Source organism: Pelorhabdus rhamnosifermentans (assembly GCF_018835585.1).
GTDB lineage: Bacteria > Bacillota > Negativicutes > UMGS1260 > UMGS1260 > Pelorhabdus > Pelorhabdus rhamnosifermentans.
Window position 1 is genome coordinate 1 of the sequence record NZ_JAHGVE010000039.1, and the last position, 21,266, is coordinate 21,266.

A 21,266-nucleotide genomic window follows, 5' to 3' on the forward strand; every position below is an offset into this window, starting at 1 on the left:
TGCTTAAATTCTAAAGTGACATTTTCATCCGATAATTAGAACCCTTTTTAGGTGACATTTTCAAAAGTTATTGACACGATAAAAAATATTTCCATTTTCCGACACATCTAAACCATAAACCCCCTCTTCACCTAGCTAAGAGGGCCTACATTTACACTTTTCTCATCAAATTTGTCGCAATTTTTTTGAATCCTAATCGTTCGTAAAAAGAAACCTTCTCATCTCTCGTATAAAGCTCGATTCGCTCCACTGATTGTAATAAATCTTGCTTAAGCAAGAGATTTATCAACAGCTTTCCAAAGCCTCGTCCTTGGTATTTTCCGGATACTACGACATCATAAATCATGGCTCGATAGACTGAGTCGGATAAGAACCTTGCAAATCCTATTATTTCTTTAGCATCTCTACTATTGATCAATGCAAGAAAATTACAATTCCTCAGCATCTTCTTTACATCATCTAAGTTCCGAGTTGTGCCCCACACAGTATCTTTTTTATAGATCTCCAATAAGCTGACTATTTGATTCTCAGTAAGTTGATTTGTTACAACATAATTATTATTCACAAAACTCTCTCCTATCCCCATAATATATAGTATTTTATCTTGCCTTGCTTCTAATATTTTCACAAATAAATTCTGCCGAGAATATGACTGCTTTTTTAGTTATGCCTTCACAAAGGTGAGGGGGATTATCAGAACCAAATCCCTGCGGTCTTAATTCTTTACACAATAAACTGCCGCGCTCCCTCAACCAATCCACATTGAGAGCCACATCTGCCAGCATTTAATCCAAAAGCAGCATCTATCATCTGAGAATGTAACTCGGGATAATACAACTCAGAAAGAATTTTTAAAGTCGTCACTGCACAACTAAAATCTTCATTCCAATAATAATCATGTACTCTGGCATTATTAATTTTTGCAATATCATCTACTCCTATCGTTTTTTCCAAAAAGGACTATAATTCATAAATTTATCAGTGTACGCAAAAAAGTTTTTGTTATACGCATCAATTGTCAACTTGCTTTATCTTGCAATTTTCTCACCTTATTTCGTTCTCAGTATACACTTCTATATTTTCTTCTTTTAGAAATTTACAAAATATTCCGTCCCCATTGATTAACTTTCCAGAAAACGTACCATCATAAATCTTCCCACAGCCACAAGTAGGCGATTTAGACTTTAAGATGGCCTTTTTACAACCGACTAACCGTGCAATATTTAATGCAACCTTTGCCCCTGCTAGATACTGATTTGTTAAATCCTGACCATCGCTGGAAAAAATTCTTCCGTCATATTGTTCCGCGCTAAGTCGTGGAGTAGGTAATTTCCCCAATATTTCTGGACAGAGCGAAATAGCCTGTCCTTTTTTTACCATCTCTATTATTTTCGGTATGGAAAATTCTTGACCATTATATCTACATTCCACCCCAGCCAAACAGGCACTAACGATTATCACAATAATCTCTCCTTCGAAAACTTCACACAATACTATTTTAGTAATGCTACTTTTCATTTTAGTAGATAAATGCTCACAAAACAATTGACTTTTTATTATGTCTAAATAAACAAAAACCTCAACCTCTCATTATACAAGGATTGAAGCATTTTGTTCATAATAATTAGACTAAACTTATTTTCGAATAAAATCAGTACGTATGGGTCAATTATCATGATGCCGTATTAACAATCTACTAATGGCAATTTTCCATGACTCCCTTACATGCTGTTTATGCATGTATTACTTGAAGCTAGTTGGTACTATAAGCCGAAATTCAAGAAAAAAGGTTGGATGTATTGTCATCGAATACTCGCTGTCTTATTCATCATTACTCTCTGCTCTCATATTGTTGAGGTTGGTGGATTTACTTCAGATATACTAAATATATCTCCTGATCAGAATCCAAACCAAGATAGTTCTACTGATACAACACAAACAAATGAGGCTCCTAACACTAATTTCACCAATAAAAAATATAAAGATGGAATATATACAGGGAAATCTACAGGATATGGGCCTGATTTAGTTGTTCAAGTAACCATATCTAACGGGGTAATGGAAAATATTACAATTATTGCTCATAATGAAAGAGATCCTAAACATTATGCCTTAGCTATGAAACAAGTGCCAGAAGAAATTATCAAAAACCAATCTACGAATGTAGATGGAGTTTCTGGTGCTACTAAAACTTCTAGGGGTATAAAAAATGCAGTAAATGACGCTTTAACAAAAGCAGAGTGATTTAAGGCTATCCCCATTATTATATACATTGCTTTCCAAATGGTCCAAAGACCCAATGGGTTGGAGTAAGAAAAATGTAACAGTGCATCCAACTATCCGCAGATTGAAAGGTAAAAAGCGCGCCAATTTCACCAGCACCAAGACATATCACCGAGCTAATTAGCAGTTTCCATACATCCAAAACAACTCTTCCCTTCCACCGTTGCTTCTCAAACTTTGCTATTTTAGTGATACGATTGTTTCTCTTTACTGTATTAAGTGTATTTGGATGTGTATGGAAATGTGTATTGAGATAAATTTACCGTACAAGTCCAAACTAATCATCAGCTTGGACATTGGCATGATTTGTGCATTGTATTAATACAGAACAAAACTTGCTTGCGGGGATAGAGACAGAGCTGTTTGTCGAAGGGAGTGAGAAATAATGCTCATATGGCTGTGGAACGGTTAGGGATAACTATAATATTTTGCAAATTTTTTTGCGAATGAAACACAGCATGGAGGAAAAAACAGATGAGGATGAAAAATAGTTTTAATAAAATGTTAGGTTTTGGCATAGTTGTGCTCTTAGTATTATGCACAGCGTTCCCTGTTTTTGCAAATGCAGTTAATGCTACGGATGCCAAAATCCATGTAGATCAAGTGGGCTATTTACCAGAGTATCCTAAAGTTGCTATTGTTGTAGCAGCGAATAATACCGATGAATTCAAAGTCATTAATACCGATACAAATGAAATTGTATATAAAGGTATTTTATCTGTGCCACGCAAAGACATCTCTTCTGGCGATACCGTAAGGAAGGCTGATTTCTCGACAGTGACCACGCCTGGCACCTATCTCGTTACAGTAGACGGAATAGGTAGTTCCTATAAGTTTAAAATCGGCAGCAATATCTATTACATACCACTTATTCATACGCTGCGTTCTTTTACGTTAGCCCGCTGTAATATCGCCATGAATGATCCAATCACTGGCCTAAAACATGCCGTAGACCATGAGAAGGCCAAAAGAGCAAAAGTGTTCTTCTCTGATGATGTCAGTACGAAAGGGGATGTTTTGGATGTTACCGGTGGCTGGTGGGATGCTGGGGACTATGGCAAATATGTACCGACAGGCGGAATTACAGTAGCCAACATTTTACTGGCTTATGAAGCCCAACCGGAAAAATTTAAAAAAGACCAGATGTTTTTTCCTGATGGCATCGCTATTGATGAATCAGCTCCTAATATGCCTGATGTATTGGTAGAAATGAAGTGCGAACTTGATTGGATGCTCAAGATGCAGCGTTCGGATGGTGCCGTTTATCTCAAAACAGCTGGAGCATATTGGTCGGATTTGAACACTCGACCAGAAGCGGAAAACTACAATCAATACGTCTATGGCCTCGCAACCTATAATACGGCGCTGTTTGGTGCAGCAAATGCCATGGCAGCTCGTATTTATCAAAAATATGATTCTAACTATGCAGCTCAACTTTTAGATGCCGCAAAAAAAGCATTCGCTTACTTAAAAGACCATCCGGAACCTAGCTTCCGGTTTGATGAAGGACAAAATAAAGGTTCAGGTCCTTATGAAAAAACAACAGAAAACGAACAACATTTATGGCTTGCCTCAGTAAAAAAGGAATATCCCACACTTAATCTAGCAGCCGATACGGAAGAACGCATTTGGTTGTCCGCCGAGCTATTCAAAACAACAGGTGACAAAGAGTATGAACAATATTTGAAAGATCATTTTTCTGATGTAATCATCATTAAACCAAAAGCATTTAGCTGGACCAATTCACTGGCTTTAGGGCAATGGGCTTATATAACCAATCCAAATGCCGAAAATCTCTTAAAAGAAAAAGTAAAGCATGCCTTTCTTGAGTATGCCGATAGCACGGTAAAACAAATCGCAGCGGATGGTTATAACTGTGCTTTAAATAAGAATGAATATACTTGGGCATCTAATAAAGTAACCATGAGCAAAGCTAATATGCTAGTTTTGGCTTATCAGCTCGATCCTAAATCATCCTATTTAAATGCTGCACTAGATCAAGTACATTATGCCTTAGGTAGAAACACCAACGGAGTTTGTTATTTAACCGGATCTGGGACCAACCCTACCCGAAACGTACATAACCGATTACGGGTAAGCACTGGCATTTACATTCCAGGCTGGCTGACAGGTGGACCGAACAACTGGCCAAATGGCGACCCGGTTCAAGCACAACTAATAGCAAAAGGTAATGTACCTCCAGCCAAAGCTTATATTGATGTAAGTGAATCCTATTCCACTAATGAAAATGATATTGATTATACAGCGCCTATGACATACATGTTAGCCTATTTTTCTACGCCGAATGACAAATTGACTTCTGAAGAAATTAAAATTTCAGTGAATAAATGATCATTATTAAAATCAGGAGGGAAAACGATGAAAAAAAACCTAGTAATGACTCTAATGTTCTTATTTGTGATGGGTCTCTTCACTACTGCTTTTGCTGCTGAAAAATTTGAAGTAAAAGGGCAAGGCAGCGTGGACAAAAACTATGTCAGTTATTTCGCTGGTCAAAAACCTTTTAACGATGGTGCATCCACAATAACCCAAACAGTCAGTGCTGACGGTATATTGACAATAAAATATGCCTTGCAACCAAAGGGGTGGCTTGGTGCAACTAGCGAACAATTTCAAGAAGACTGGTCTGCTTTTACTGGGTTGAAGTTTAAATTAGCAGGCGGAACCAAGGCTAAAATTAGACTAGAACTATATGATGCCAATGGAGTTTCTTATGAAGCCACATTTATCGATGATTCTGCTAACGGAAAACTAGTTACTCTTCCATTTAGTAGCTTCAAAGCTAGAACAGACTATCAACCTGCTGGGGTAGATCCCGACCAACCTTTTTCCTTGGTTCCTGTTAAAACTTTAAATATCTCACCACTTGAAGGTAAAGGAACCATCCTTTTCTCTGAATTGAAACTCTATAAATAAGCTAGCAATTAACTAAAAAGAGCTGCGCTGAAACTTTTAGCTTCAACGCAGCTCTTTTATTTATGTAACTGATAACGGCTACTTTTCATACCGTGTCTGCCGCTCCGTTCTCTTCCTTGTCTTCATTCTCATTGTAGGAGCAATCCAAGGTCAGTTTGTTCACCGTCTTTTCTCCCCGCTATACACGGAATTTGGTTACCGCCGTTTGCAATTCTTGGGCTAATTGGGCCAACGTTTGACTGGCAGTTGCAATTTCCTCCATTGAAGCAAGTTGTTCTTCCGTAGCTGCCGAAACACTTTGGGACTCACCCGCCGATTTTTTGCTAAGATCATCGATCTTTTTGACTGAACCAACAATCTGTTGGCTACCCGTAGCCATTTGCTGAATAGCCGCCGAAATTTCCTTGACCTGATCAGACACTTGATCTATCACTTCCATAATTTCTTTAAAAGCGATTCCAGCGGCATTGACCACTTCAGCCCCTGTTTTAACTTCCTGTGTACCTTCATTCATAGCGATAACCGCTTTATCTGTATCACCCTGGATATCCCCAATGAGTTCAGCAATTTTTTTAGCTGCTTCCTGAGACTGCTCGGCCAATTTTCTCACTTCTTCTGCCACCACAGCAAAGCCTTTACCCTGTTCACCAGCCCGAGCGGCTTCAATCGCGGCATTTAGAGCCAACAAGTTAGTTTGTCCGGCAATACCGGAAATGGTATCGACGATCTGACCAATTTCCTTGGACCGCTCACCCAGCTTAGCTACAACCTGTGCTGAGCTGTTGACAGTATCTTCGATTTGGCTCATCTGCTTGACCGCCATTTCCACCTCTTTACCACCATTCTTAGCTTTATCAGCGGCATTAGCCGACTGAGCGGCCACCTGATTGGCATTAGCGGCTATTTGCTGAATACCCGCTGACATGGTTTCCACTACGTTGGAAGCTTCGCTAGCCGCTTCCATTTGCTCATTGGCCCCTGCAGCCACATCCGTGATAGACAAAGCGACCTGATTTGTCGCCTGAGCCGATTGCTCGGCGTTAGCGGTAAGTTCCTCGCTGGATGCTGCCACTTGTTCAGCGTTGACCGTTACATGTTTGATTAGGTCCTTCAGCTGTAAAACCATCGTATTAAAAGCCGCTGCCAATTGACCAATCTCATCCTGACTGTCTATCTTCACTTGTTCGGTTAAGTCGCCAGCTGCAACTTTCCGGGCTACCACGGCCAACTCGTTGACCGGTCTCGATATTCTGCGAGCCGCAAAAAAGCCGATAGCCATACCCAAAATAGCGGCAAGCACAGCAGCAAACACAGCCACAGTCCTAGTCTGCTGAGCATGGTCCAGAGCCTGATTCAATGAATTAGTGATTTGTTTATTGCGAAAATTTTGGTACTCATCTAATTTGTCGTTTAATGCCTTGGCAGCTGGTGCCATCTCGCTTATCATGACCTGACGAGCTTCAGCGTCTTTACCAGCTTGTATTAGTAGGACAAACTTTTTATCGGCTATTTCCGAATATTTGTCATCCAAAGTTTTTACTTCGGTAATTAAACGTTTTCCTTCTGCTGTGACAGAATTTTTATTCATTTCATCTTCAAGATCTCTATTATCCGCAGCCGTTTTCTTATAATCGTTCAACATCTCAGAGTTCTTGGTAATATAATATTCACTCATATAGCCCACTTCATCGGAAGCGTTATTGTTGATCTTATTGGTTTTGAGTAAGCGCGGCAGATCCGTATTATTGGCGTTATCGACAAGTTCGGCCACGGCATTCACCTTCCATATGGTGTAACAAAAACCCACTGCTGCCACCATAACAACTAGTAAAAAATTAATAATCATTTTTGTCGCTAAATTCATTTTCATTCTCATATTTTCCGACTCTATTTCTAATAGAAACGGACTCGCCTCCCTTATTCGTGAAACTGCAAATAAATATTAAGCTTTCGCTACTGCGAATGAGTAATCCATTTACATGAATAGCTCTATTAATTTACATATACCGACATTTTTCATCAAGAAAATCTTATATAACTATTATAAGTTATCCTTTTAATAATTCACATTATCTAGAGACCCTAATTTTTCAGTCAAAAAAGGTACAGATCATATCCACAAAAGATAATAACCTGTGCTCATTCATAACCTATTCGTTGAAAATATTACTCAGTTTATACAATTTGACTGCCGCCGCTAGAGCCAGTTTTATCTCAAACTCATCAATAGAAACCCCTAATATTTTTTCAATACGTTTTTTACGAAAAGCCATCGTCTTATGGTGAATATACATTTTTTCTGCTGATTCTTTCAAGCTATTATTTTGCAGAATTTTCTCAAGAGTAAGCAGAAGGTCCGTCCCCTTTTTGTGGTCATAATCAATGAGTTTACCAAGTTTTTCATAAACAAATTCAGCAGCCTGTTTTTTACCGCCCATGTTTGCTAACAGCTGAGCAATGCCTATGTCGCGAAAATGATTAATTGCCTTGCTGCTTTCACTCTGACACCGAGCCGCAACAACAGCGCTCCATGCTTGCCGATAACCTTCATTTATACAGTGAGTTCCGGTGTGCATATTACTAACACCAATTCTCACCACCATTCCAGGGGCATAGCGAATAATTTTTTTCTGAAGCTGAAAAGCGAATTGCATGCTATTTTCCCAATCATCGTCCTTGGTCCCTATTTGACATAAGACGCCTATCCCTTTGCGGCAATCCCATAATAAATAATTGGAGTCGCGACTCAATAGCTCAATGATATTATTTTTTAACATTTCACTATTAGTAGTATCACTACTCGTTTCTTCTGTTGTTGACTCGGCAAGTTTATTCATAGTTAGTAAACAGCAGAACAAGGGAATGGAAAAATCGATCCCAAAGGTCTTAGCGGTCGCGATAGCCTGTTCATCTACCTTAGTATTTCCGGTAATGATATCATTAATAAAATCACTCTTGCGCCGCAGTTCATAGGCAAATTCGAGCAGTCTTTCTGCTTTCCGCCGTTCTGTAACATCAATTGCTACAGCAGCTACCGTTCTTTTGCCATTAAACAGATACTCCATCGGCGCTGTCCTGCCTTCAAAAAATCGCTTTTCTTCTCCAACCTCCACTTCATGAACAAAACACTGCGGCGTATCAGACAAAATAGTCTGCCGTATTTGTCTTAGTATAGCTTCAGCTTCTTCTGCCGGAAATCTCTGATGAAGTATACATCCATTCAATTCTTCTTTCGACCGCTTTAACAGTTTGTAGCCACTGTCAAATACTTCGATATATCGGCCATCCTCATCAATAATTAAACTAATGTCAGGCACAGCCTGAGCAAAGTCTTTTAACTTCGTTTCACTTTCCCGCAAAACCGCTTCAATTTTCTTGCGCTCGGCAATTTCCTTTAGCAACACCTTGTTAGTTTTGCTCAGCATTTCCTTCTGCGCTTCCACTTCTGCTAAGAGTTCATTATTTTCAAAAGCAATCTGGGCCGCCTGTGATAATTGGCTGCCAAGCACCAGACAAGCAACCGCAGAATTACTATGACGGCTATCGCCATTATCAGCGACTCCCTGCTCCCCGAGACTACAGAAACCGACTAACGGTTTTCCTGCTAATACTTTTGTCATATCTTGAATTTCTTGTTCAGATTTATCGCCCATGATTCTAGGCCGTAAAGCACAATAATAGGCTATGCCAAGTGCGATGTCCGTAATTCCTCCTCGGATGATTGCCCGGCGTATGCCTTCCACACCAGCGCTCACCATACTATCCGGCTCAGGCTCCATTCGGATAAAGACAGTTCCTACCGACACTGGCTGCGCTACGCGAATCCCGCCACGGTGCGTAAAATAGTTGGCAATATTCACACTGTACTGTCCCAGCGAATCTGCTATACCAATCGTAGCACCCGTTGTATAGGCCAAATGATTTTCTTCTAATTTATTCCTCGGCAAACCAACTAATTTGCTGTAAACATCAGCCGCCGCAATCCCATCTAACGTTAAAATTTCATATCCATCAACGGCAGTCACCGTTGCCCGCATATCAGTCGGACGGAAGCCATGCGCTAACGATATTCCGAATTGAAGCTCCGTTTCAAAAACGACCACAAGCAGGCTGTCGGGATAAGCTTGCTGTGCATGTAGAATATAATTTTGTTCCATCCGCCAATCGTCAGCCGGTGATCCACCGATAATGGGGAATTCCCCCAAGGACCGTTCCTTAAGCGCTTCCACAATTTCAAAGCTATAATCGTCGCTTTGTCGCGTATTGCCCGGCGAAAAAAGCATGATAAAGGCATCCCTGCCTTGCCGTCTCATTGCCCGCTTATACTCAGAAGCATTATAGAAAAAAGGTTTTACTGCCGAAGAGTTGACCGCTTCATTCAAAGCTCGCCGCCAATCTTTTGATTCATCTGTACCTATTCCACAATGTACCCGTAAAAATGGAGAAGCTAAAGCTATAACCAAAACAGTCTCCTTATGTATCCCATTGCAAATTTCACCAGCTGTTGTAGCCCCAAAAACAGGTGCTTCTCCCACTACGCTATGAATGCCTTGCAGCACCTCATCTAGATCGTAAACTACAGAAGCAAATACCAACACCGCTGAAACAGCATGTACATAGATGGACAATACTGCCTGCTTAGCTGCTTTCATGCCAACAGAAAAGGACGAATTACCTTTAGCCATTCCATATCCAACTTCAATTATTTGCTGATCTTCTTTTTTCACACAATCCTCCTATAACTTCGCTATCATAGCTAATTACAAATGCTTTTATTGAGACAAATAAAAAAGGGCTACCCATGCTATAACGAAATAAAACTAAATCGTTGCAACCTGGCAGTCCTAGATTGATTAAAAACTTTAGACCCATAGTTTTGCGTCCTAACCTTTCGGAAAGTTTGCCCCATATATCATTCATTCAATATTCGAAATTACACTACCCCCTGTCATCTTCAGCAGAGAATCGTGGCATCACTGTTCAATATACATTTATCGACATTTCGTATCAAAATATTACAAGCATTTATATTATATAATGATTTTCTTAACAATTTCAATTGTCTAAAAGTCCCAATTAGAAAAAAGGCAAAGGGACAGTTCTTAGTGGCGTATCGTTACACTGGTTATTTGTAATCATATCAATATGAGTTAATAGTACAAATCAAGATACAAAGAAAGGATGAGAAACATTTATACGGACCAATTTATTGAAAAACAGCACAAAAAAATTTTCTACGAAAATATAAGCCCTTTTGAATTTAAAAACAAGCTAATCAGTCTGGCGAAAGGACATAAGCGGGGAACACGAACATTACTGGATGCAGGCAGAGGAAATCCAAATTGGATTGCAGCAACACCACGTGAAGCCTTTTTCGCCCTGGGACAATTTGCTGTGCAGGAAAGCCGTAGAGTATGGGATGAGGGAGCTCTGGGCGGACAACCTAATCGAAAAGGGGTTGTACAACGTTTTAAAGCTTACGCTGAACATAATAAACATACGCCTGGCATGAAACTACTCAATGACATTATTGAATATGGCATAGTGATTTGCGGATTTGACCCAGAAGAATGGATCTATGAATTAATAGACGGAATTATCGGTGACAATTACCCAATGCCAGATCGAATGCTGGTGCATATAGAGAGGATTGTTCATGACTTCATGATTCAAGAAATGTGCGGCAACGGTACATATTGCGGAAAATTTAATTTATTCGCTGTTGAAGGAGCTACCGCTGCAATGTGTTATATCTTTGATTCATTACTCGAAAATTACTTACTCTCCCAGGGAGATACGATCGCAATTATGGTGCCGATATTTGTACCCTATCTCGAAATACCTCATTTATATCGTTATCAATTTAACGTTGTCGAAATTCATGCCGCAGAAATGGATCGGAACGGAAATCACACTTGGCAATACCCATATTCAGAAATAGAAAAGCTGGCCAATCCATCGATTAAAGCACTATTCTTAGTAAATCCGAGTAACCCGCCCTCAGTAGCAATTCAACCTGAATCGATTCAACAGTTAATACAAATTGTGAAGCAAAAAAATCCGGATTTAATGATTATTTCTGATGATGTCTACGGAACTTTCGTTGACAAATATCGCTCTCTAATGGCGGACTTACCGTATAATACTATTGGAGTATATTCCTTCTCCAAATACTTTGGTGTAACCGGTTGGCGGTTAGGCGTGATTGCGATTCATGAGGAAAATATATTTGATAAATTATTAAAACAATTGTCCAATACTAGTAAAGACATTTTGCAAAAACGGTACGCATCAATTTCACCGCACCCTGAAACAATATCTTTCATAGACCGGATGGTGGCAGACAGTCGCCAGGTAGCATTAAATCATACGGCAGGACTATCCACTCCTCAGCAGATACAAATGGCACTATTTTCAGCCTTTGCCTTGTTGGATAAGGAAAATACGTATAAACAGTTAACAAAAAGTATTTGCCAGCGACGTATGAAACTTCTCTATGACGGTTTACGTTTGCCTCTTCCTAACCTTTCCTATAATGCGAATTACTACACAGAGTTTGATCTAGAAAAATGGGCCAACCTCTACTACGGCAACGCGTTTACGGATTTTTTAAAGAAAAACTGTGATCCTATCGATATTCTCTTTCGATTAGCCAAAAATTCAGATATCGTACTATTAGGTGGGCGTGGTTTTCATGGTCCGAATTGGTCTATACGAGTATCGCTGGCTAACCTTGATGACGAGGCATATGCTCACATCGGCAATGAGCTGTGCCAAATATTAGAACAATACGTGGCAGACTGGAGAGAATCAATCAGGTGACTCTATAAAAACATCCATCATGCGTGTAAAAAGTTCGAAGCTGATAAAAAAACAGCTGTATCAATTAAACCACAACTGAGACAATCACTTCCGCTGACCTTAAATGCTAAAAATCGTTTATTTTCAATGATCATCAAACAACAAAGAACTAGCTAATGTATGAATCACAGTTAGCTAGTTCTTTTACTTTAAATAACACTATTCTTTTAACTAGTTCTTTTATTTATCATTCTCTCTGCCATGTGTATAATGAGGCAGTAGCATGGGCGAAATTCGATCTGTTTTCACGCCGTGATTTTTCAATGATTGATGATATTTTTTTACGTGATCTAAGCTGAGTGCCTTACCTTCAACAGTTTTGCTGTGAGCTCCTGCATGGGACCCGGCGCGACGGCCAAATACCAGGATATCCAGTAATGAATTACCCATCAACCGATTATTGCCATGAACACCACCGGCACATTCGCCAGCGACATAAAGGTTTTCAACCTTCGTTTGACCGTGTTCATTAATCAGTAGGCCGCCGTTTTGATAATGCAGCGTGGGATAGACAAGAATCGGTTCTTTTCTCATATCAATATCAAACTTTTTATACATGCGAAACATGCCCGGAATTCTTTTCTCAATCGTACCCTCGCCATGAATCAGTTCGATAAGTGGTGTATCCAGCCATACGGCCTTAACGCCAGTAGGTGTCTCAATGCCTTTATTCTTGTCCGCACACTCTCTAATAATAGCTGCTGCTTCCACGTCGCGTGTTTCAAGATGGAACACGAATTGATTACCGTCAATATTGACAGGTGTAGCACCTAAGCTGCGGACTTTTTCTGTAACAAGGGCACCGAAATTTTGTGGTGGAAAGGCAACTCCAGTGGGATGATACTGAATGGTATCGGCAAAAGCAAGTTCAGCTCCAGCGCGATAGCCCATGACAAGTCCGTCTGCTGTTGCTCCATAGTGATTAGACGTTGGGAACCCCTGGTAATGCAGTCTGCCTGCACCGCCTGTTGCCAAAATAACGGTTTTAGCCCGAGCAATAGCGTACTCCTCAGTTTCCAAGTTGTACAAAACAGCACCAGCTGCTTTGCCATCCTTGTCAAGCAATAGTTCTACAGCAGCAGAAAATTCAACGATTTCAATACCTTGATTGTGAACCTCATCACGAATAACCCGCATAATTTCTGCACCTGAATAGTCAGCAGCGGCATGCATTCTTTTACGGGATGTCCCGCCGCCATGGGTCGTCACCATAGTACCGTCTGCCTCTTTGTCAAACATAGCGCCAAGTTCATTGAGCCATTTAATGGTGCCTGGCGCATCTTTAACAAGAGCACTGACAAGTTCTTTTTTATTAGTGAAATGGCCGCCACCCATGACATCAAGATAATGTTTAGCAGGTGAATCGCCTGGTTTATCAGCAGCCTGAATACCGCCTTCAGCCATCATGGTGTTCGCGTCACCCATCCGTAATTTTGTACTAATTAAGACCTTGGCACCCTGTTTATGTGCTTCAAGTGCTGCCGAAGCCCCGGCTCCACCGCCGCCAATAATGAGGACATCTACGTCATAATCCACTTTGGTTAAATCAAGGTTAACATTTTCTAGACGACTTTTGGCTTCAAGTAGATCAGCCAGTTCCAGAGGTACTTTCGATCCCTCGTTGGCACCTAGCGATAACGTTCGGAACCCACTAGCGCGATAATCAGGATGATATTTCTTCAATACTTGATCACGCTCATCCGGTGTCATGCGGGAATAATCATGGCCCAGTCGCTCAGGACGTGTGGCTTCTACCTTCTTAATAAGCTCTCTCATTTCTGCCGTATACATGAACATACCTCCTTAGTAAAAAGTAATGATTATTTTTCAATATCTCTGGCATTATATAATTCGGTTAACTCTTCCACACTTTTATTATTTAATTTCTCAATGGACTCATCATGCTGACCTGCTTCCATTTCGTTGACACGCTCAGTTAAATGCTTCGATTCAGGAGCAATGTATTTGCCTGTCAAACGACGGGCAAGCAGCCCTACTTGGTAATGCGTAATCCCAGCCGGACAGCGCGAAGCACAAATACCGCACATGACGCAGTCAAAAGATTCGTGTGCACATTTTTCGAGTTCGCCCCGCTGGGCATAACCAATATAACGCATCACGTTCAATTCCTGCGGACAGCCTTTTGTACAGGAGTTACATCCAATACATTTGTATATTTCAGGATAAAGCCTTCCCATCGTATCGGCAGTCGGTTCCAATTCATTGATGTCATAAGTTTCTTTATTCCCTGGGAAGAAGGGAAGTTGCGTCAAATACATGCCATCTTGAACTTTTGTTTGGCAGGCCAAACATACTTTGAGTTCCCGATCACCTTTAATTCTGTAGACGGTGGCACAAGCGCCGCAAAATCCCGAACGGCAGCCGCAGCCTCTAACAAGCTGATAGCCTGCATATTCCATTGAATCCATAATAGTCAAGCTCGCTGGTACCGGGTATTTCTTACCTAAAATATAGATATCAACCATTTCCTTGTCGGACATTTCCTAGGCCTCCTCAAAATTAGTATTCGTCAGGCAGTTCTTGCAGTTCATCACAACGAAATACAGGACCGTCTTTGCAGACATATTTATTGCCAATATTGCAACGACCACACTTGCCTACGCCGCATTTCATCTTTAATTCCAGTGTCGTATAAACTTGATCTTTTTTGAAGCCAAGCTCTTCCAAACCCTGTAAAACAAATTTAATCATAATGGGCGGCCCGCAGAGCAAGGCCACTTTACTTGTATGAAAGCCCAATTCTTTCACATAATTGGGTACAAAACCCACGTGTCCATCCCAGCCTTCAAAAGGTCTGTCAACTGTCAAATGAACGTTTGTATCCGGCCGGGTCGGCCAGTTTTCAAAAATTTCCTTGGTGTGTACGAGATCTTCCGGACTGCGGGCACCATAAACGATATCAATTTTGCCATAATCAGCACGATGATCCATGATGTAATTAATGACGGATCTGAGCGGAGCCAAACCAATACCACCGGCTATAAATAGCAGGTCCTTCCCTTTCAGCTCACTTTCCACAGGAAAATGGTTGCCATAAGGTCCGCGGATACCGATCTCACTGCCTACTTCCAGTTGATGAAGATATTCCGTTACTGTACCGCATCTTTTGATGCTGAACTCCATAAAATTCTGCTCAGTAGGCGACGATGTAATGGAAAAAATTGCTTCGCCTGTAGGCGGAACAGACAGCATGGCGCATTGGCCAGGCATAAAATCAAAACACTTGCCACCTGCTGGTTTTACAACACGAAAAGTCGTAACATCATTTGTATCTTGACGAATCGCTTCGATAACAGCAATTTCCGGTATTAAAGGATCGGCAGTTTTATTACACGTGCAGCTCATGCTTTTTCACCACCTAATTTTTTGATGACTTTGACAATATTCATATTGACTGGGCATTTATCCATACATCTGCCACAGCCTACACAGGCATAAACGCCCTCATTGTTGTTTGGATAATAGACCAGTTTATGCATAAAACGCTGCCGGAATTTTTCCTTTTGCGTTTTACGGGGATTGCCATGAGCCATAAGGGTAAATTCCGAAAACATACACGAATCCCAGCAACGGAAACGTTCGCCTGCTTTGCCGCCATCAAAATCGCGAATATCATAACAATGACAAGTCGGGCAAACATAGGTGCAAGAACCGCAGCCTAAACAGCGCGAGCTATATTCATCCCAGATTTTAGCGTCAAAGATTTCTTTCAGATCGCCCGTAATTTGTTTTGGATCTATCTTAGCTAACGGAAGGTCCTTAAGTTTCTGTTGAATGTCTTGCTGTAACTCTTGACAGTCTTGCTCGTCTTGTGCTAAAGCCTCTTCCAGTACACCATTCAGTTGATTAGTCAGTGACTCTCCTTTGGCTGTTTGCGGCTTCCATAACAGAAAAGTTCCCATATCCCAAGTAGCCACATCGACTCCCTGGGGTGCCTCTCCCGGTGTAATGCCAAAGGCCTGACAAAAACAAGTTTCTTCCGGATTGGAACAAGCCAGCGAAACCAGAATGCCCTTGTTTCTTCTTTCTTCATAGAAGCGATCAACAGGTTCAGTTAAAAAAACGTTGTCAATGAGAGCAAAGCTTTGGGCATCGCAAGGCCGTACGCCGAACAGTACATAAGGCGCCTGCTTCCCCCCCACATTCTCCAGACTTAATTTTTTGCCTGTTGTCTTAAATTTTAAATACGTTTCTGTTTGAGGGAACACGATCTGTTTCGGGGAAACATTGGTTTTCAAGTGATCTAAATTGACGTGCTCGCCTTCTTGCCACAAGGAAAAATTGACACTTTCCCCCTCTTGCTCAACAGGTACGAACAATTCATGCTCTTTCGCAATGATGGACCATACTTCAAATAATTTGCTTTTCGCTAGCTTTTTCATTTACTTCTCCCCCTGTCTATGTCCGTCAAAAGGATCTGTATCATCCAGCGTATACGTCACAAGCGGTGATTTGTCTGCCCCATCCACACCCGCCTCATATGTGCCATAGAGTTCATTCATATCTTTCATAATTTTATGGTTCAGCTTGTGAAGGGGAATTCCAACAGGACAGACACGGCTGCATTCGCCACAGTCAACACAACGGCCCGCTACATGGTAGGCGCGGATAATATGAAAAAACTGTTCTTCACTATCGACAGTAGCCTTACCTGATATTCCTGCCGCGACATTGTCAAAGACACATTTTTCGCAGCTACAGGCAGGACAGACATTGCGACAGGCATTACAGCGCAGACATTTTGAAAATTGTTTGGTCCAGTAATCATACCGCTCTTCAGGAGACAAGTTTTCAAGTGCCGAAACATCAGCAAACCGATCTTCATTAGATGTTTCTCGTACAATTTCTTCGCCGATGAGTTCTTGATAAACGACAGGATTGGGATAACGACAGCGCAAACATTTGTCGTAATCAAAGCTACGGCTTGAAACCTTTTTTTCGCCGTTCGCCGTAACAAACGTAAGTTCATCACCTGAGCGTTTCACTTTAAGTAGTCCTTGATGGAGTCCGGCTTTTTTTACCTTCTCAGGATCAATCATGCCTGGACAAGGTAAGCCATAAATAACGACTTGTTCCTGATCAATGCGATGATCTTTTAATAGCTGGTTAAAGGCCAGAGAGTCACAGCCTTTTAAAAACACGCCGATCTTTTGGGTTGTTTTCAATTCCTTGATGAGATATTTGCTGAGATTGGTTACACAAAAAGCATCCCAGATTAAGCTGTCAGCAGCTTTTTCATCTGTAATAAAGACAGGAGACGCGTCATACCAGAATTCGCCTGTTTCCCAGCCTAAAATCTTTGTAACGGCGCCACTAGCAAGAGCCTGTTTGGCAACTTCCCTTACTTTTGCAGCTATCTTTTCCATCTGCTATCCCTCAGCTTTCTATTTGGCCCCAATTGATGAACTTTTTCTAAAAGTTCATTCATCACACTGGCAAATTTATTTCCTTCAGCAGCTGAAATCCAATCCACTTTAAACCGATCTTTTTCAATACCAAGGTATTCCAGTAAATTTGTAAAAACAGAAAACCGGCGTCTGGTAAAATAATTACCTGTTGAATAATGGCAGTCTCCCGGATGACAACCTGCAATAACCACACCGTCTGCACCACGCTGAAAGGCCCGCAAGACAAAGTAAGGATTGACGCGGCAGGAACAAGGCACGCGAATAATTCGTACATTGGCTGTATAATTGAGTCGGCTTGTTCCTGCAAGATCAGCGCCGGCATAACTACACCAGTTACAGCAAAATGCCACAATGAGCGGCGCAAATTCGCTTTTTATCTCGCTAACAGCTTTTGTTGCTTCTACTGACATATGGCATCTACCTCCGCTAAAATCTGTCTGTTTGTAAAGCCTTTGAGATCAAGAGCACCCGGACGGCACGTTACAGTACACCCTCCACAACCCTGACACAATGCCTCATTGACATGTGCTACGGTTCGCTTCGTTATTTTGCCATGATCATTCATTTCAAGCTCTTTGGCAGAAATAGCATCGTAAGGACAAATATGGGTGCATTCCAGACAGCCGCTGCAGAGATTTTCATTGACTTCAGACACACAAGGATTATTAACAAGCTTGTCCTTACTTAATAAAACAATTGCTTTGGCTGCTGCCGCACTGGCCTGAGCCACTGTTTCAGGAATATCTTTCGGTCCCTGGCAAGCACCAGCCAAATAAATTCCGGCTGAATGGGTTTCAACAGGACGCAATTTGGGATGGGCCTCTGTAAAAAAGTTATTCATATCCGTACTAATACCTAATTTTCTGCCGAGCGCCTCGGCATCTGGTTTGGCCTGCGTTGCCGCTGCAAGTACGACAAGGTCGGCATCAATTTTTATTGTTTCGCCTGTTAAAGCATCGACACCGTGTACAAGTAATTTATCGCCCTCAGGGAAAATTTTTCCGACCATCCCTTTAATATAATGAACGCCATATTCTTCCACCGCCCTGCGATAGAACTCATCAAAGTTTTTACCTGGCGTACGCACATCAATATAAAATACATAGCTTTCAATATCAGGATATTTGTCACCAAGCAGCATGGCGTGTTTCGCCGTATACATACAGCAAATTTTTGAGCAGTAACTTTTGCCCCGTTCAGACTTGTCGCGTGAACCTACACATTGAACAAATACTACTTTTTTAGGCTTCTTATGGTCGGAAGGCCGAACAAATTTACCGCCTGTCGGACCTGCTGCATTCGTTAAACGCTCAAATTCCAGCGACGTAATAACGTCAGGATGACTACCATACTGATACTCGCCGAATTTATCCAGACTAATAATATCATAGCCTGTGGCCACAACAATGGCGCCGTATTTCTTCGTTATTTTCGTATCTTCCTGGGTATAGTCAATAGCGCCAGCCGGACAGATTTTTTCACAGACGCCGCATTTTCCTGATTGGAATTTCAGACAGTGTTCTCTGTCAATGACAGGTACATTGGGCACGGCCTGAGGAAATGGAGTATAAATAGCGCCGCGATTTCTTAGTCCTTCATCAAATTCACTTTTCGTGGTTCTTGAGGGGCATTTGGAACTGCATATGCCGCAACCGCTGCATTTTTCCATGTTGACGCTGCGGGCTTTTTGATTCATGGTTACTTCAAAATTTCCTACATAACCACTCACCTTTTCCACTTCGCTATACGTATAAAGCGTAATATTGGGATGCGTAGAAGCATCAACCATTTTAGGCGTCAAAATACAAGCCGAACAATCTAGTGTTGGAAAGGTCTTGTCAATCTGCGACATTTTACCGCCAATACTCGGGGTTTTTTCAATAATATCGACTTCGTAGCCTGCATCTGCAATATCGAGTGCCGTCTGAATACCGGCAATGCCGCCGCCGATGACAAGAGCTCTGTGTTCTACGCCGATTTCGCCTGGTATGAGCTCCGTGTTGCCGGCAGCTTTGGCAACGGCTGCGCGAACGAGGGCAATGGCTTTTTTCGTACCTTCCTCTTTATTCTTATGCACCCACGAACATTGTTCCCGAATATTGGCGATTTCTACTAGAAAAGGATTCAATCCAGCTGCTTGAGCTGTTTTACGGAAAGTTGCCTCATGCATACGTGGCGAACAGGATGCAATAACAACGCGATCGAGACTTTGTTCCTTAATAGTACTTTTCACTAATTTCTGGCCCACTTCGCTGCACATGTATTGATAGTTTTGGGCCGCCACAACACCGGGTATTTCGGCGGCTGCTTTAACAACTTCATCGATGTTGACTGTTCCGGCAATATTCGTTCCGCACCAGCAAACAAAAACTCCGATTTTATGCAATTTGATTCCTCCTTAAAATAACGATTGCTTTACTAAGGAAATGTTATTTTTTTCACAAAAAAACTACCAAGATGGGATATTCTCGTTTTCTTGTGATTACTTGCTATACTTACGAAATCCGCTGACAATGGCTTGTTGCGGCATCTTGCCATCCAATTTTTCAGGCACGCTAGCGGTTTTTAAATAACTGTTACCCGAACATCTGATGAGTGTAAGACGAACAGCCTCCATTAATTTTGCCAGATCAATCTCTCTTGGACAACGGGCGGCACAAGTAAAACAAGAAGCACAATTCCAGATGGTCTGGCTTGCTGCAATCTTCTCTATCTGCCCACATTGCAATAACCGGATGACCTGATGCGGCAAGATATCCATATTGCTTGTAGCCGGACAACCAGCAGAGCATTTTGCACATTGTATACAATCTTGGATATGTTCTCCACTGATTTCAAGAATTTGTTCTAAAACTTGCTTTTGTTTGGTCGGAACAATTTTTTCTCTCACCACGCTACCCCCCTTCACTTATTTAACACCTAACGCTTCGGCCAGTAACTCAGTAAAATAATGAACGCTGACCTTACTTTTTATTTCTGTCTTACTTGTTTCAAGATTATATTTACAAAGCGGACAGGCCGTAACAATTTCTTCAGCCGCTTGTTTTACAGCTGATTCGATAATATTTTTCGTCATTTCAGAGACGGGATTATTTTTATTGACTGCAAGATAGCCGCCACAACACTCCGTCCGATAAGGATAACGAACCGGCGTTGCACCTAAGGCATGAATAAAGTCTTCTAATATGGAGGGATTTTCCGGATCATCAAACTGCATGACTTTACTTGGACGAAGGAGCAGGCAACCGTAGTAAGCACCGATTTTTCGCCCTGTCAGCGGATTTTTTACTTGTTGAGCGAGTTTGTCAAATCCTACTTCATCACGAATCACTTCAAGATAGTGCAGCACTTCGCCTTGACCCTGGTAGTCTTCAGACAGTTCCAGATAATTATTGACTTTTTGTCTGACATTTTCATTACTTCTCATGTCTTCATTCACTCTTTTGATGACATGATGACAAGCAGCACATAAAGTAACCAGTTTTTCACCCTTTTGCTGCGCCGCTGCTAAACTTCTCACAGCCGATAATTTCGTCGCCATTTCATCTGTTGCAAGTGGATAAACGGCACCACAGCACTGCCAGTCAGCTTGTTCTTCAAGCTCGATGCCTAAGACTTTGGCAGAATCAAGGGCATACTTTTCCAATTCTTGCGCCTTCGTCTTCAAAGTACAACCGGGATAGTAACTATACTTCATCATAATTTGTCTAGACTAAAAAATAAAGCTGTCTAGACTGACCTCCTCTCAATTTTACA

General features: G+C 41.4%; 18 protein-coding genes and 1 riboswitch. Of the genes, 4 read left to right on the top strand and 14 right to left on the bottom strand.

The annotated features are described in order from the left end of the window. Positions 1 to 151: 151 nt before the first annotated feature. The 3 genes from Ga0466249_RS24060 to Ga0466249_RS24070 form a co-directional block, all read right to left on the bottom strand. The gene (locus tag Ga0466249_RS24060; protein WP_215832042.1) at positions 152 to 628 is read right to left on the bottom strand and encodes a GNAT family N-acetyltransferase; all 477 of its coding nucleotides are present in this window, start codon (positions 626 to 628) and stop codon (positions 152 to 154) included. A 95-nt stretch (positions 629 to 723) separates the two neighbouring features. Continuing rightward, entirely contained in the window at positions 724 to 954 is a 231-nt protein-coding gene (locus Ga0466249_RS26865; protein WP_246589020.1) for a hypothetical protein, read from the bottom strand. Between the two features lie 90 nt (positions 955 to 1,044). Next, positions 1,045 to 1,461 carry a 2-thiouracil desulfurase family protein gene (locus Ga0466249_RS24070; RefSeq protein WP_215832043.1) on the bottom strand — a complete coding sequence of 139 codons (417 nt, stop codon included), beginning with the start codon at positions 1,459 to 1,461 and terminating at the stop codon, positions 1,045 to 1,047. Between the two features lie 264 nt (positions 1,462 to 1,725). Here Ga0466249_RS24070 and Ga0466249_RS24075 point away from each other — a divergent pair, with 264 nt between their 5' ends. The 3 genes from Ga0466249_RS24075 (at position 1,726) to Ga0466249_RS24085 (ending at position 5,220) form a co-directional block, all read left to right on the top strand. Next, entirely contained in the window at positions 1,726 to 2,244 is a 519-nt protein-coding gene (locus Ga0466249_RS24075) for an FMN-binding protein (protein WP_215832044.1), read from the top strand. Positions 2,245 to 2,757: 513 nt separating this feature from the next. Next, complete coding sequence (locus Ga0466249_RS24080) at positions 2,758 to 4,635, top strand: glycoside hydrolase family 9 protein (RefSeq protein ID WP_215832045.1); 1,878 nt, start codon at positions 2,758 to 2,760, stop codon at positions 4,633 to 4,635. Between the two features lie 27 nt (positions 4,636 to 4,662). Continuing rightward, the gene (locus tag Ga0466249_RS24085) at positions 4,663 to 5,220 is read left to right on the top strand and encodes a carbohydrate binding domain-containing protein (RefSeq protein ID WP_215832046.1); all 558 of its coding nucleotides are present in this window, start codon (positions 4,663 to 4,665) and stop codon (positions 5,218 to 5,220) included. A 178-nt stretch (positions 5,221 to 5,398) separates the two neighbouring features. Here the strand turns inward: Ga0466249_RS24085 and Ga0466249_RS24090 are convergent, their stop codons facing one another. Both Ga0466249_RS24090 and Ga0466249_RS24095 read right to left on the bottom strand, forming a co-directional pair. Further along, entirely contained in the window at positions 5,399 to 7,084 is a 1,686-nt protein-coding gene (locus Ga0466249_RS24090) for a methyl-accepting chemotaxis protein (RefSeq protein ID WP_215832047.1), read from the bottom strand. 286 nt (positions 7,085 to 7,370) lie between these two features. Beyond that, a complete protein-coding gene (locus Ga0466249_RS24095; RefSeq protein WP_215832048.1) occupies positions 7,371 to 9,947 on the bottom strand; it encodes an FIST N-terminal domain-containing protein in 2,577 nt (858 codons plus the stop codon). Between the two features lie 99 nt (positions 9,948 to 10,046). Next, positions 10,047 to 10,135: riboswitch (cyclic di-GMP riboswitch) on the bottom strand. Between the two features lie 266 nt (positions 10,136 to 10,401). Between Ga0466249_RS24095 and aspD the strand changes: the two genes are divergently transcribed. Further along, the gene (gene aspD, locus Ga0466249_RS24100) at positions 10,402 to 12,042 is read left to right on the top strand and encodes an aspartate 4-decarboxylase (protein ID WP_215832049.1); all 1,641 of its coding nucleotides are present in this window, start codon (positions 10,402 to 10,404) and stop codon (positions 12,040 to 12,042) included. A gap of 219 nt (positions 12,043 to 12,261) precedes the next feature. Here the strand turns inward: aspD and Ga0466249_RS24105 are convergent, their stop codons facing one another. The 9 genes from Ga0466249_RS24105 to Ga0466249_RS24145 all read right to left on the bottom strand — a co-directional run bounded on the left by Ga0466249_RS24105 (position 12,262) and on the right by Ga0466249_RS24145 (position 21,210). Then, a complete protein-coding gene (locus Ga0466249_RS24105) occupies positions 12,262 to 13,872 on the bottom strand; it encodes an FAD-dependent oxidoreductase (RefSeq protein WP_215832050.1) in 1,611 nt (536 codons plus the stop codon). Between the two features lie 29 nt (positions 13,873 to 13,901). Beyond that, on the bottom strand, positions 13,902 to 14,582 hold the full coding sequence (locus Ga0466249_RS24110; protein WP_215832051.1) for a 4Fe-4S dicluster domain-containing protein: 681 nt from the start codon (positions 14,580 to 14,582) through the stop codon (positions 13,902 to 13,904). A 19-nt stretch (positions 14,583 to 14,601) separates the two neighbouring features. Further along, positions 14,602 to 15,447 (bottom strand): FAD/NAD(P)-binding protein, encoded by an 846-nt coding sequence (locus Ga0466249_RS24115; RefSeq protein ID WP_215832052.1) that lies wholly within the window; start codon positions 15,445 to 15,447, stop codon positions 14,602 to 14,604. Then, the gene (locus tag Ga0466249_RS24120) at positions 15,444 to 16,484 is read right to left on the bottom strand and encodes a 4Fe-4S dicluster domain-containing protein (RefSeq protein WP_215832053.1); all 1,041 of its coding nucleotides are present in this window, start codon (positions 16,482 to 16,484) and stop codon (positions 15,444 to 15,446) included. Before Ga0466249_RS24120 ends, Ga0466249_RS24115 begins: the two co-directional genes overlap by 4 nt. Continuing rightward, positions 16,485 to 17,468, bottom strand: a complete 984-nt coding sequence (locus tag Ga0466249_RS24125; protein ID WP_215832054.1) for a 4Fe-4S dicluster domain-containing protein — start codon at positions 17,466 to 17,468, stop codon at positions 16,485 to 16,487. Next, on the bottom strand, positions 17,456 to 17,920 hold the full coding sequence (locus Ga0466249_RS24130; RefSeq protein ID WP_215832055.1) for a hydrogenase iron-sulfur subunit: 465 nt from the start codon (positions 17,918 to 17,920) through the stop codon (positions 17,456 to 17,458). Before Ga0466249_RS24130 ends, Ga0466249_RS24125 begins: the two co-directional genes overlap by 13 nt. Then, on the bottom strand, positions 17,911 to 19,896 hold the full coding sequence (locus Ga0466249_RS24135; RefSeq protein WP_215832056.1) for a CoB--CoM heterodisulfide reductase iron-sulfur subunit A family protein: 1,986 nt from the start codon (positions 19,894 to 19,896) through the stop codon (positions 17,911 to 17,913). Before Ga0466249_RS24135 ends, Ga0466249_RS24130 begins: the two co-directional genes overlap by 10 nt. Before the next feature lie 96 nt (positions 19,897 to 19,992). Further along, positions 19,993 to 20,400 (bottom strand): 4Fe-4S dicluster domain-containing protein, encoded by a 408-nt coding sequence (locus Ga0466249_RS24140; RefSeq protein WP_215832057.1) that lies wholly within the window; start codon positions 20,398 to 20,400, stop codon positions 19,993 to 19,995. Between the two features lie 18 nt (positions 20,401 to 20,418). Continuing rightward, a complete protein-coding gene (locus tag Ga0466249_RS24145; protein ID WP_215832058.1) occupies positions 20,419 to 21,210 on the bottom strand; it encodes a CoB--CoM heterodisulfide reductase iron-sulfur subunit B family protein in 792 nt (263 codons plus the stop codon). Positions 21,211 to 21,266 lie beyond the last annotated feature (56 nt).